This is a genomic window from Megasphaera sp. UPII 135-E (assembly GCF_000221545.1).
In the GTDB taxonomy this organism is placed as follows: domain Bacteria; phylum Bacillota; class Negativicutes; order Veillonellales; family Megasphaeraceae; genus Megasphaera; species Megasphaera hutchinsoni.
In genome coordinates this window covers 1-12,621 of sequence record NZ_AFUG01000031.1, presented here as the reverse complement: position 1 = coordinate 12,621, position 12,621 = coordinate 1, and the positions used below count along the sequence as shown (strand labels likewise).

Annotated in this window: 11 protein-coding genes and 1 other annotated feature; of the genes, 8 read left to right on the top strand and 3 right to left on the bottom strand. The window is 41.9% G+C overall.

The genetic code is table 11. The features are described from left to right. Positions 1–3,763, top strand: a 3,763-nt coding sequence (locus HMPREF1040_RS04350) for a YadA-like family protein (RefSeq protein WP_007392710.1), incomplete at its 5' end; no start/stop codon positions are given. A 150-nt stretch (positions 3,764–3,913) separates the two neighbouring features. Here HMPREF1040_RS04350 and rpsD read toward each other — a convergent pair. From rpsD to HMPREF1040_RS04335, 3 genes are all read right to left on the bottom strand, one after another. Further along, the gene (rpsD, locus tag HMPREF1040_RS04345) at positions 3,914–4,501 is read right to left on the bottom strand and encodes a 30S ribosomal protein S4 (protein ID WP_007392711.1); all 588 of its coding nucleotides are present in this window, start codon (positions 4,499–4,501) and stop codon (positions 3,914–3,916) included. A gap of 112 nt (positions 4,502–4,613) precedes the next feature. Beyond that, positions 4,614–5,264, bottom strand: coding sequence for a hypothetical protein (locus HMPREF1040_RS07715; RefSeq protein ID WP_007392713.1), 651 nt, complete (start codon positions 5,262–5,264; stop codon positions 4,614–4,616). Between the two features lie 9 nt (positions 5,265–5,273). After that, positions 5,274–6,533, bottom strand: a complete 1,260-nt coding sequence (locus HMPREF1040_RS04335; RefSeq protein WP_007392706.1) for a DEAD/DEAH box helicase — start codon at positions 6,531–6,533, stop codon at positions 5,274–5,276. Positions 6,534–6,668: 135 nt separating this feature from the next. Next, positions 6,669–6,890, top strand: a binding site (T-box leader). Positions 6,891–6,927: 37 nt separating this feature from the next. On the opposite strand from HMPREF1040_RS04335, the gene trpS reads away from it, so the two are divergent. The 7 genes from trpS to HMPREF1040_RS04300 all read left to right on the top strand — a co-directional run bounded on the left by trpS (position 6,928) and on the right by HMPREF1040_RS04300 (position 12,585). Further along, the gene (gene trpS, locus HMPREF1040_RS04330; protein WP_007392712.1) at positions 6,928–7,917 is read left to right on the top strand and encodes a tryptophan--tRNA ligase; all 990 of its coding nucleotides are present in this window, start codon (positions 6,928–6,930) and stop codon (positions 7,915–7,917) included. A gap of 8 nt (positions 7,918–7,925) precedes the next feature. After that, positions 7,926–8,507, top strand: coding sequence for a 5'-deoxynucleotidase (gene yfbR, locus HMPREF1040_RS04325; protein WP_007392714.1), 582 nt, complete (start codon positions 7,926–7,928; stop codon positions 8,505–8,507). Between the two features lie 97 nt (positions 8,508–8,604). Further along, a complete protein-coding gene (locus HMPREF1040_RS04320) occupies positions 8,605–9,012 on the top strand; it encodes a hypothetical protein (protein ID WP_007392708.1) in 408 nt (135 codons plus the stop codon). Positions 9,013–9,033: 21 nt separating this feature from the next. Continuing rightward, the gene (locus HMPREF1040_RS04315; protein ID WP_007392709.1) at positions 9,034–10,329 is read left to right on the top strand and encodes a nodulation protein NfeD; all 1,296 of its coding nucleotides are present in this window, start codon (positions 9,034–9,036) and stop codon (positions 10,327–10,329) included. A 28-nt stretch (positions 10,330–10,357) separates the two neighbouring features. Next, positions 10,358–11,392 carry a flotillin-like protein FloA gene (gene floA, locus HMPREF1040_RS04310; protein WP_007392707.1) on the top strand — a complete coding sequence of 345 codons (1,035 nt, stop codon included), beginning with the start codon at positions 10,358–10,360 and terminating at the stop codon, positions 11,390–11,392. A gap of 8 nt (positions 11,393–11,400) precedes the next feature. Then, a complete protein-coding gene (locus HMPREF1040_RS04305) occupies positions 11,401–11,832 on the top strand; it encodes a hypothetical protein (RefSeq protein WP_007392705.1) in 432 nt (143 codons plus the stop codon). Positions 11,833–11,847: 15 nt separating this feature from the next. After that, a complete protein-coding gene (locus HMPREF1040_RS04300; RefSeq protein ID WP_007392715.1) occupies positions 11,848–12,585 on the top strand; it encodes an alpha/beta fold hydrolase in 738 nt (245 codons plus the stop codon). Positions 12,586–12,621: the final 36 nt, after the last annotated feature.

The following is a 12,621-nucleotide window of genomic DNA, read 5'->3' as shown; positions in this document are numbered from 1 at the left end:
TAAATACGTTACAGCAACAGTGAATGATACCGGTCTGACACTGGGGCTTAATGAAAATACCCTGAACAGCCAAATCAAAGATCAAATCACGAATAATACTACTGTAAAAGGTAAGATGTCTGCATGGAAACTCAAAGCTACCGGTGATACAGCAGAACAAGAAATCAAAGACGGAAACACCGTTACCTTTGCCGTGGCAGAAGCCGGTAAAGGACTGACCGTAAGCCGTGACGGAAACACGATCAAGTACGGTATTGACGGAAGTAAGATTGATTTTAGTAATAATGATACGGTTAAGACGATAAATGGAAATATTACCACCTTGCAATCAGGATTCACTATTCAAGACGGAGCTACTTCGACGCCAGGAAAGAAAGTAATCAAAGCGAAAGACACAATTACATTTAAGGGTGATAGCAATATTACAGCGGCAGTCGGTACAGATGGCAGTGTAACGTATGGATTAAATAGTGCATTGACAAATATGAACAGCATTACCTTTGCAGCTCCGACTCCGGCACCGGGTGCCACAAGCAAGGCACTTACCATTGACGGTACAGCAGGAACGATTACAGGATTGACGAATACGACATGGAATGCAAATGCTATTACATCCGGTCGTGCTGCAACGGAAGATCAGTTGAAATCTTTATCCGAGACAGTGAGCAGTAATGCTTCCGGTTCGACGGATTATCAATTAGTGAAAGCCGGTACGACAACGACAACAGACGGAAACGGTGTATATACGCCGGGGACAGATGGAAAGATAGATTTATTAGTTCAAGATAAAAAGCATAAGGGTAATATAGAAACGATTACAATTTCCGATGTGGCAAAGCAAACTGAATTAGTTAAGGTACAAAAGAAATTAGAAGAAGGGTTTACGGTAGGAGAAGCCGGAGAAGCCGGTAAAGACGGGAAAGTGGAAGTTATCGGAAAAGACGGAAGCTCTGTTGTTATCAACGGTAAAGACGGCTCTATCGGCTTGAACGGGACAAATGGACAAAACGGTCTTTCCATTCGCGGTGAAAAAGGTACCGAAGGGAAACCGGGTGTAGACGGCACGACAACCATTAAACGCATTGTCATTGCCGATCCGACCGGACAGAATCCGCATTCTGTGGCTACTTTGGATGACGGCTTGAGATTTGCCGGCAATGTAGGAAACTTCTACTCCAAACTGAATGAAACCGTGGAAATCGTCGGTGGAGTTACGGTAGGAGAACATGAAAAAGCAGAAGATAAACTGACCGATGAAAATATCGGTGTAGTGGCTAATAAAGAAGCCGGGAAGAACGGTAAACTGGATATTAAACTGGCGAAGAATTTGAAGGATTTGTCAAGTGCTACGTTTACCAAGACCGTTAAACATGGAGATAAAGAGGAAACTACGAGTACCGTTATTAATGACTTGGGAACGACGGTTACGGATAAAGACGGCAATACCAATCAAACGACTGCCGGCGGTACGGTCATTCAGAATAAAGATGGCAAAGAAAGGGTAGAAATTACGAAAGACGGTATTACCATTACGGACGTCGAAGATGGAACACTTGATAATCCGAAAAAGAAGATTTCTTTAACGAAGGACGGATTCAATAACGGAGGCAATAAAATTACCAATATTGCTGATGGAGAAAAGGATTCCGACGCCGCTACAGTAGGACAAGTAAATGCAGCTAAGAAAGCAGCAATGGATACATTAGAAGCAGGCTTTGATGTTAAGGCAGGAAATGTAACAGGAACTGTTTCCTTGAAAGCTAATGCAAAACCGACTATTGAATTTTTGTCAGCCGGGAACGGCTTATCTGTTGATTTGTTGACGGATGCAACAACGCATACACAAAAAGTTATTTATCGCTTATCGGATACACCCGTATTTGGTGAAAAAGCAGTACCGGGAGAAGCTGGTAAACCGGGTAAAGACGGGAAAGTGGAAGTTATCGGTAAAGACGGAAGTGCAGTCGTTATCAACGGTAAAGACGGCTCTATCGGTTTGAACGGGACAAATGGACAAAACGGTCTTTCCATTCGCGGTGAAAAAGGTGACGAAGGGAAACCGGGTGTAGACGGCACGACAACCATTAAACGCATTGTCATTACCGATTCGAACGGACAGAATCCGCACTCTGTGGCTACTTTGGATGACGGCTTGAAATTTGCCGGCGACAGCGGAGAAGCTATTGCGAAGAAATTGAATGAAACCGTTACTATTTCCGGCGGTGTAACAGATGAAACCAAGTTGACTGATAAGAACATCGGTGTGGTGGCTAAAGATGGAAAGCTTAATGTAAAATTAGCCAAGAATCTCACCGGGTTGGAAAGTGCTACGTTTACGGATAAAGACGGTAATACCAATAAAACGACTGCCGGCGGTACGGTAATTCAGAATAAAGACGGCACAGAAAAGGTAGAAATCAAGAAAGACGGTATTACCATTACGGACGCCGGAGATGGTACACTTGCTAATCCGGGAAAGACGATTTCTTTGACGAAGGACGGATTCGATAACGGAGGCAATAAAATTACCAATATCGCAAACGGCACAGCTGATAACGATGCGGCTACGGTAGCTCAGGTTAATGAAGTAAAAAATACTGTTGGTAAAGATATTTCTAAACTTAAAGCCGGGTTTAATATTAAAGATGAAGGAACGGGAACAAGTAATGTAACCTTAGGCGGTGATACAGCACCGACTATTGAATTTGCCGGCGATGGAAATTTGACATCGAAGGTAGAACAAGGAAAGATTACCTACAGCTTGAATAACAAAATTACTATCGGCGATAAGAAAGTCACCGTAGATGGAACGACAGGAACGATTACGGGACTGACGAATACAAAATGGGATAGTAAGAATATTACATCCGGTCGTGCTGCTACGGAAGATCAGTTGAACGATGTTCAAGCTTCCGTGCAAAAAGAAATAAAAGACATAAAAAAATTAAGTGATAAAACTGTGACTTACAAGGATAAGGAGAAGAATGAGATTGCTCTTGCCGGGAAAGATGGGACGAAAATCACCAATTTGAAAGATGGAGATATTTCTAAGGATAGTAAGGATGCAGTCAATGGCGGACAACTGTTTGCAGCCAAGAATGATTTGCGTTTGAAAGAAGGAACTGTTTCCTATGACGAAAAGACAGGAAATGGGGTAATGACACTTACGCAAGGAGATGGAGAAACAGCTAACAAAGTTGAAGTTAAAGGGTTGCAGAATACGTACACAGCAAGTGGTCGATATGATGAAAAAGGAAAGAAAATCGAATTTAAGCGCAACGATGGCAAGCTGTATAATGTTGATATGAGTCCGCTTGTTAATGGTATTCAGCAAGGCATGAATGTGTTGCAAGATAAGGTAGTTCGTGCTGGTGCAAGCTCGGCCGCATTAGCTAGTTTGCATCCGCTGGAATATGATCCTGATGATAAGTGGGATGTAGCGGCAGGTGTTGGCAACTATATGGGTGCTAACGCCGTGGCTATTGGTGCTTTCTATCGGCCTAATGAAAATACGATGTTCTCGATGGGAGGTTCTTTCGGTAGTGGACATAACATGGTGAATGCAGGCGTATCCTTGAAAGTAGGGAGAGGCATTGCCCTTATATCAACGAAAGCTGTGATGGCACGAGAAATTATTCAGTTGAAGGAAAATAGTGTTGTGAAAGATGAAGAAATTCGCTATTTGAAAGAAAAAGAAGCAAAACATGAAGAACAGATACAGCAATTGATGGCAATGGTTACGGCTTTACAACAGAAAAAATAGGTTGTTTGGTAGTAATGAGAGCTAGTCGATAGCAAAGGAAAAACCCACGGAAAGGAATTTTTTCCGTGGGTTTTGTTTTGCGAAAGTGAACTTTATGGTAGTACAAAAAAAGCAGATACCTTGTAAAAGGAATCTGCTTTTTTTTGTAGCTTATTTAGAATACAATTCGACAATTAGTGTTTCATTGATTTCTACGGGGATTTCATCCCGTTCAGGCATTCGTGTTAAGGTTGCTTCAAAGCCATCGAAGTTCTTTTCGATATAAGGAAGATCGAAAGTTTTGATTTCTTGGAATGTCTTTTTGTACATTTCATTGTTGCGAGAAGCTTCTTTTAATGTGATAGTAGAACCAACTTTTACTGAAGCTGATGGAATATCACAACGTTTGCCATTTACTAAGATGTGCCCATGATTTACCATTTGACGAGCTTGACGCATGGAATTAGCAAAGCCAATACGATAGACGATGTTGTCTAAACGGCATTCTAATAATTTCAGCATGTTTTCACCAGTAACGCCATTCATCTTTTTGGCTTTATCGTAATAACGAACAAACTGACGTTCGAGCAAATTGTAATATGCTCTCAGTTTTTGTTTTTCTAATAATTGGGTTCCATATTCAGACATTTTTTTCTGACGTTGATCTTTTTTCACACGTTTTAGTGCTTTCGGGTGGCCGAATACATTCAGTCCAAAACGACGGCATTGTTTAAAACGTGCTTCTCTCCTCGTTGCCATTGTGCATTTCACCTCATAAATTTATTTTGTGCTATGTATAGTCACAATATGTCTAAGCATACCATAATAGAAAATGATTTGTCAATTGCTAAAGGTTGTTCTGAAGTGGTATTTATTTTTTTACACCAGGCGAACAATTGATAACGACATCTGTATAGGTAGTACCGCTTAGGTTGTGAATGATAGTAAAGTTTCCCTTGGTTTGAGGTATACTTTTGCGGAGTTTTTCGCTGTGCCAGTGTTGGGTGATCATTGTTATTGAGCCAATAACTTTTTTCTTGGTTGTGACGAGAGAACGATCGTCTGGTAATAAATCGTATTGTAAGGGATTTTTGCCATCTTGAGAAATCAAGGTAATAGAGGTGGCATGGTCGTTTTCAAAAATTACTTTACATGCTCCTTCTTGATATATTTTAAGGGTATTGCCTTGCGTATAGGGATGACCAAAATGGTGATTCCAAGAGGCAGGAGTAGCCCCTAATCCGTTAAGATCTGGTGATTTGTTCGATTGTTTGTGCTTGCGGAGATTGCGTGTTAGTGATGGGGTTTCTTCGTCATCAACGTTTTCTTTGTCTACGGTTGTACGGGAGGAGTGTTTCGATTCGGGGGAGGTTGTAGTATCTCTTTCGTGGCGAGAGGAGATGTCTTGGTGTATTTTTTTGATTGGTTCATCTGGTTTATTATCTGTGTAAGTAATGTTTTTACAGCCTGTGCAAGATAGGATGAAAAAGGTTAATAGACCAATGCATAGTTGTTTTTTCATGACAGCTCCTTACCGGCGGCGACGGTTGTCGCTACCTTTGTGTAATGTTTTATGTCGTTTGCTTTTGGTAGTTTGGTATGTTGAAGGAGGTAAGGTAGGGCGAGGGTTTTTCTTCTTTTTCCAGGTTTGGTGAGATTTCTTTACTTTTACTTGGCCCGTTGCAGTGTATTTGGTGATTGTCGCTTGGATGTGTTGCTCAATTCGGCGGACAGTCATTTCGTCCTTGGTTGTAGCATACATGATGGATAATCCCGTTTGACCTGCCCGTCCGGTGCGACCAATGCGGTGGATGTAGTAATCGACATCACGGGGAACATCATAATTAAATACATGGGTAATTCCTTCTATATCAATGCCGCGGGCGGCGATATCGGTGGTAACTAGTAATTGCGTTTTAGCTTTGGCGAAGTCCTTTAATACTTGTGTTCGTCTGCCTTGGGACATATCGCCGCGGAGTTCACTGACTAAAAAACCTGCTTGAATGAGTTGCCCCGCTAAGATGGAAGTACGTTCGCGCGTGTTGCAGAAAACCACGGCTAAGTAGGGGGACATTTCACGAATTTGTTGACATAAGAGGGATAATTTTTTTTCTTCTCGGATCATGTAAATGCGTTGTTCAATTTGTTCTAATGTAATGGTGTCGCCTTCTTGAATGGATAGGACGAGGGGGGCATTCATGTGTTTTTTTGCAAGTCCTTTGATTTTATCGGGAATGGTTGCTGAGAAAAAGAGTAGTTGACGACGTTTAGAGGTCATGCCGATTAAGGTATCTACTTCTTCTAAAAAGCCTTGTTGCAGCATTTGATCAGCCTCATCGACGATGATACGGCGTATACCGCTCAAATGGAGAGCTCGCCGGGTACAATGATCTAATAAGCGACCTGGCGTACCGATGATGAGATGAGGATGGCGGTGTAATTTTTGCAGTTGATTTTCGATGGTTTTACCGCCGATGAGATTTAACACGTCAATGTGCAATGGTGCACCTAAGGTTGTAGCAACGGAGGTAATTTGATTGGCGAGTTCTCGCGTGGGGGCAAGAATTAATACTTGCTCTTGGGACTGAGTGACTTGTATTTGTTGTAAGATTGGCAGAAGAAAAGCCAAGGTTTTGCCTGTTCCTGTTTGTGCACGGCAGAGAATATCTTTCCCCTTTAAGAGAGGGGGAATGGTTTGTTGTTGTACTTTAGTGGGAGTGGTAATACCTTGTTTTTTTAGGGTCTCCGTGAGGCATGTAATAAGGCCTAATTGCTGAAATGTATCGGTCATAGTGTATTCCTTTCTTTATATAATCTAGGATTATCTTTTTATTATACCAACTTGTTAAGCTAATGACTAGCATATCGCAAGTTGGCATAGCGTTGACAGTAGGGATAAAAAAGTATAAAATAACCATACGTAAAGAAAAAATCAATGATCAGGTGCAAGTACTTTTATTGTAGTTGTTACAGCGAGTCGGTGTAGGTGTGAGACCGCTATGGACGGGTAGAGGAAATGGACTTGGGAGATACGATTTGAAATGATAGTAAGAATCAACGGATCCGCTCCGTTAGGTGGGGACTTGATGAGTGAGCTATAAGCTAATCAGGGTGGTGCCACGGAAAGATCGTTCCTTTCGTCCCTATATGGAGGGGCGAAAGTTTTTTTTTTAGGAGGAAAGCATATGGCAGTTATTTTTTCGGGGATTCAGCCCAGTGGAAATCTTACATTAGGTAACTATTTAGGGGCATTGAGAAATTTTTCAAAGATGCAAGAAGAAAATGAATGTTATTATTGTGTGGTTAATCAACATGCGATTACAGTGCATCAAGAACCATCGTTATTACATCAACGGACGCGTGAATTGGCAGCTATTTATTTGGCATCAGGATTAGATCCGGAAAAAGCAACGTTGTTCGTTCAATCGGAAGTGCCGCAACATGCACAATTAGGTTGGATTATGACTACTTTATCGTATGTGGGTGAGTTAGAACGGATGACTCAATATAAAGATAAAGCGTCAAAGCAGGGCGATTCTATTCCAGCAGGATTACTTACATATCCTCCTCTTATGGCAGCAGATATTTTATTGTACCGAACGAATTTTGTGCCAGTTGGTGAAGATCAAAAGCAACATTTGGAAATTACGCGGGATTTAGCACAACGGTTTAATCGGTTATATGGTGAAGACATTTTTGTCGTACCTGAAATTTATTTGGGGCAAGGTGGTACACGGGTTATGAGTTTGCAAGAACCGACGAAAAAGATGAGTAAATCTGACGCTAATACGACCGCAACGATTTACGTGTTAGATGAACCAAAGGTAATTGAAAAGAAGATTAAACGGGCACAAACGGATAGTGAAAATTCGGTTCATTATGATGTGGTTCAAAAACCAGGCATTTCTAATTTAATGGACATTTATGCAGCACTTACCGATTCAACGCATGAAGAGGTAGAACGGGAATTTGCTGGACAGGGGTATGGAGCCTTTAAAAAAGCAGTGGCAGAAGCGGTTATTGCGGCTTTGGAACCAATTCAACAGCGATATGCTGCGTTGGTAGATGCAACGGAATTGGATGATATTTTGGATCAGGGAGCACGGAAGGCGGAAGCAAAAGCAGCTGCAACATATCAACGCGTGGTAGAGGCGATGGGATTGTATCGAAAGTAGGAGGAGACATGAGTCATTTTTTTGCGATTCTTTCGAGAATGAAGTTAATACGTCGGTGGAGTTTGATGTATAATCGTCGCAAAGAAAATGTACAAGAACATGCGTTAGAAACTGCTCTTTTGGCGTATCATTTGTGTGTCCTTCATAATACTTATTTTGAAGGACATGTAAATTGCGAACATGCAGCAGTGTTAGCCATGTATCATGATGCGACAGAGGTGTTTACGGGCGATATGCCGACGCCAGTAAAATATTTTACACCGCATATGCGACAAACTTACGGGGATGTTGAAAAGCAGGCAGCACTGCGGTTATTGTCTACGTTGCCACAAGAGTTGCAACAGGTATATGAACCCCTTATTTGTCAGCCTGAAGCGGATCCTGTGTGGCCTTTTGTGAAGGCCGCAGATATTCTTTCGGCATATTTAAAATGTGTACAAGAAGTAACGGATGGCAATCATGAATTTAATGATGCTTTTCAGACATTAGAAGCACGGTTACAATCTTTACATTTACCTGAAGTAACTTTATTTTTGAAAGAATATGCACCTAGTTTTCGTTTATCGCTGGACCAAATGCATAAAGTGTAAAACAAATAAAGGAATTTAGTTATATGAAGTAGAATATTAAGGTATGTGAAGTATAATGTAATCGCATATAATGATACAGAAGATGGAGGTTGTCACGATGACACTCAGTTTGTTTTGGTCGCGATATACGTTGGAATTGCGGGCACAACATATGCGCGAGGTAGATGAGCAGTATCATTATCTTATTGCTCGAGAACGGTGGAATTGGTTTTTGACCAAAATACCCGAATCGGAGCAGGTTAGGTTGTTGCATGGGCATAATCATGGCACAGAAGAATGGACTTGTCGCGTGTGGTTAGAGCATATGGTTGCGTGGGTAAAAGAACATCGATCTTCGGCTGTATATGCAGCAATTATAGAAAAAATGGCAAGAGAAAAAGAAAAAAGTATGGAGGCGTTGGAAAAACAAGTCGCTTATACGTTATCTGAAGAAGAATTGTGTTATTTTCAAAAAGCAGGATATTTTCAAGGTGTTTCCTCTAAGGAAAAAATCATACCTAGGTAGTATGCACAGGAGGTTATTTCTATGCGGAAAGGAAAGTGGTTTTGGGTAGGGGTAGTCAGTTTATTATTTTGTTTTTTTGCTAGTTTTGGTTCATCTACCCAAGGTGCTAGCGTACAAGTACTTACGTTGCAGGGACAGCTTGATGGTAGTCAGGTATCATTGTTGCAACGGGGATTGAAAAAGGCTGCAAAACACGGTGATAAGGCTGTTGTGTTGAATTTGGCATTACAAGGTGATGATATAAGAGCGGCACAGACCTTGAATAGTATTATTCGTGCTTCTTCGGTACCGACTATTGCGTATGTTACGATGGATGCGGGAAGTCGTATGAATACTATTGCGGCGTTGTCTTGTCGACATATTGTCATGTCGCCTCAGAGTCGTTTAGGTGGGGCAAAACAAGACTCGTTGGAGGATGCAACAAGACCGCAGTGGAATGAGTTGGCACAGGCACTTGCAACGTTAACTGGACGTAATGCACAAGTAGCTATGGCTCTAGTGGATAATCAGGTTGCTTATCCACCGTATTCGGCACAAGGTATGTTTTTGCGGCTTACGGCAGATCAGGCAAAAACATTGTCTATATCGGAAGGAACGGCAAAAACACTTGTTGATGCGTTGCATTTGTTTAGTTTAGATAATCTTCCTGTGTATTATGAAACACAAACGTGGAGCGATCGTCTATCGGGAGTGTTGCAAAATGATTATATTCATGTAATTATCGTGGTATTGATTGCACTGACGATTCTTGTGGAAATTAAGATGGCTGGTATTGGTATCGGTGTGATAACAGCGATTGTTATTGGTGGTATTTTATTTTGTTTTGGCGTGGAACCAGAATACGCAGATATACGAACGTTTATGGCCTTTGTTGTCGGGATATTGTGTTTGATGTTAGAACTAGTTATTCCTGGCGTAGGCATATTTGGTGTGATGGGTATCTGTCTATTATATGGTAGTTTATTCTTCTTTTTTGGAGCAACGGTTCACGCTATATACATATTGGCAATTGGTTCTGTTGTGGCAGCAGTTTTGTTTTATATCATCTTGCGTCGTTTGCCTAAAACGTCGATAACGGCTGATCTTATTTTGCATGAAAGAGAATTTGGAGATGTGGAGTATGCTACTAATGTAGATAATCATCGTTATCTTGGGATGACAGGTGTTTCTGTAACTACATTGAAACCAGTGGGGATGATAAAAATTAATGGCGAATTATTGGAAGCGGTAACACGGACTATGGTTATTGAGAAGAAACGGCCTGTACGAGTTATACGTCTAGAAGGTAATCGTTTGGTTGTTGCTGAAATAATTTAGTTTAGAGTACAGTAAAGGAGGCGTGTGTATGTTTATTATTTTTCCAGTGTTTATCATTTTTGTCGTTATTGTAGGACTTTCGTTGCTTTTGCATTTTGTTCCCTTAGGGTTGTGGATTTCAGCAATGGCAGCGGGTGTTCCTGTAGGCATTCATACGTTAATCGGTATGCGGTTACGGCGTGTTGTTCCGTCTAAAATTGTATTACCGTTAGTGAAGGCGAATAAAGCTGGGTTGGATATGAATGTAAATCAGTTGGAAGCACATTATTTGGCAGGTGGCGATGTAGATCGTGTGGTGGATGCTTTGATTGCTGCACATCGGGCGGCGATGGCGTTGACGTTTGCTCGTGCTTGTGCGATTGACTTGGCCGGACGCGATGTATTAGAAGCCGTACAGATGAGTGTCAATCCTAAGGTTATTGAAACGCCTTTTATTTCCGCAGTAGCACAAAATGGGATTGAATTAAAGGTACGGGCCAGAGTTACCGTGCGGGCGAATATTGAACGCTTAGTTGGTGGGGCTGGTGAAGCGACAGTTATTGCTCGTGTTGGGGAAGGAATTGTTACGAGTGTTGGTTCGGCAATGGATCATGCATCTGTGCTAGAAAATCCTGATGAAATTTCAAAAACGGTGTTAAATAAAGGGTTAGATGCAGGTACGGCATTTGAAATTCTTTCTATTGATATTGCAGATATTGATGTGGGGCGGAATATTGGCGCACGATTACAAACGGATCAGGCGGAAGCAGATAAGCAAATTGCACAAGCGAAGGCAGAAGAACGTCGGGCTATGGCTGTAGCGAAAGAACAAGAAATGCAGGCGTATACACAAGAAATGCAAGCAAAAGTGGTGGAAGCACAGGCAGAAGTGCCGTTGGCGATGGCCCAAGCTTTAAAAGAGGGAAATTTAGGTGTAATGGATTATTATCAAATGCAAAATATTATGGCGGATACGCAAATGCGTGATGCTGTAGCGAAGGCGGGCGTTCCTAAAAGTAAGGGGAAATCAGCTGGCGGAGAGAAGCCTAAGGGGAGTCATGATACGCCCCGTACAGAACAGTAGGTGAGCGTATGGATGTGATTTGGCAATGGTGGCATCACGTGCAGAATGCATCGGCGTTTTTTCCTATTTTGGTATTTTTAGTGGTTTTTTTATCGGATGCATTGCGGAAGAAACGGAGGTACAAGCCACGTAAGGGGCCTGTGCCTGTCCCGGAAAGGCGCTCTAAAGCAGGGCAAACAATGGTAGAGGAACCGGTGTTAGCACCTGTTCCGCCGGTGGTGATTCGGCCGACAACAACAGTTGTCATGCCTAGCCAAATGGTAGCACCAGCAACGGTAGCTACTACAACACATGTAGTGGTTACACCTGTGCGAAGAGAGGAACCAATAGAAGGGTGGCAAGAGTTGACACCAGAAACGCGTGATATTTATGCGGGATTGGTGTGGGCTGAATTATGGGAGCCACCGGTATCGCAACGATATCGGTATCGGCATAAATAGAAAAGGGGGATATTGATGATTGACGTAACGAAGCATTATATGGAGGGTTTTCCTTGTTTGCATGTATCGTGTGGACAACGCCCAAAAGGAGTTATTCTTTTTTATCATGGCTGGTCATCGAATAAAGAAAATCAGTTAGTACGTGCTCGTTTATTGGCAGCGTATGGTTATGATGTGATTATTCCGGATGCGGTTAATCATGGCGAACGGGGTACGTTAGATTATGACTCTCCGCGTTTATACGGTTCTTTTTGGAAAACTATTTTCCAATCTTATCGAGAAGTGACTTTATGGTTAAAGTATATTATTCATTGGAATCGTCGTGTTCCTAAAATTGTTATGGGACATTCGATGGGGGCGATTACCGCTCTGGGTATTATGACTTTTTATGATGAATTTTGTGCAGCTGTTGCTATCAATGGTACAGGTTGGTGGGAAGAAGCGGACCGACATTTTCATGAAGATTTAAATATTCCTCCTTTACGGACGCAACATGCGTTGGATATGAATTTCCGTGTGACTGATCCGTATCGGCATATGCATTTATTAAAAGGGCGAGCTATTTTAGCTTTGAATGGAGCGGACGATAAGACGGTTAATCCCCTTTCCCAACAGGGATATATGCAAGCTTTAGCAACGCATGAAGAGGTGCGGAGTTTGTATAAAACGTATGATGGGGTTGGTCATGTTGTGACGACAAATATGATGGGCGATGCCTTGGAATGGCTTGATAAAAACATTCCGCGGTATTAATAAAAAAAGCAATTTCATGGTTAACATGAAATTGCT

What these genes read in the sequence shown, in the direction of transcription:
- HMPREF1040_RS04320 (WP_007392708.1), top strand. Translation starts at nt 8,605, where the DNA reads ATGACACTCAGTTTGTTTTGGTCGCGATATACGTTGGAATTGCGGGCA.
- HMPREF1040_RS04335 (WP_007392706.1), bottom strand. Translation starts at nt 6,533, where the DNA reads ATGACCGATACATTTCAGCAATTAGGCCTTATTACATGCCTCACGGAG.
- trpS (WP_007392712.1), top strand. Translation starts at nt 6,928, where the DNA reads ATGGCAGTTATTTTTTCGGGGATTCAGCCCAGTGGAAATCTTACATTA.
- floA (WP_007392707.1), top strand. Translation starts at nt 10,358, where the DNA reads ATGTTTATTATTTTTCCAGTGTTTATCATTTTTGTCGTTATTGTAGGA.
- yfbR (WP_007392714.1), top strand. Translation starts at nt 7,926, where the DNA reads ATGAGTCATTTTTTTGCGATTCTTTCGAGAATGAAGTTAATACGTCGG.
- HMPREF1040_RS07715 (WP_007392713.1), bottom strand. Translation starts at nt 5,264, where the DNA reads ATGAAAAAACAACTATGCATTGGTCTATTAACCTTTTTCATCCTATCT.
- rpsD (WP_007392711.1), bottom strand. Translation starts at nt 4,501, where the DNA reads ATGGCAACGAGGAGAGAAGCACGTTTTAAACAATGCCGTCGTTTTGGA.
- HMPREF1040_RS04315 (WP_007392709.1), top strand. Translation starts at nt 9,034, where the DNA reads ATGCGGAAAGGAAAGTGGTTTTGGGTAGGGGTAGTCAGTTTATTATTT.
- HMPREF1040_RS04305 (WP_007392705.1), top strand. Translation starts at nt 11,401, where the DNA reads ATGGATGTGATTTGGCAATGGTGGCATCACGTGCAGAATGCATCGGCG.
- HMPREF1040_RS04300 (WP_007392715.1), top strand. Translation starts at nt 11,848, where the DNA reads ATGATTGACGTAACGAAGCATTATATGGAGGGTTTTCCTTGTTTGCAT.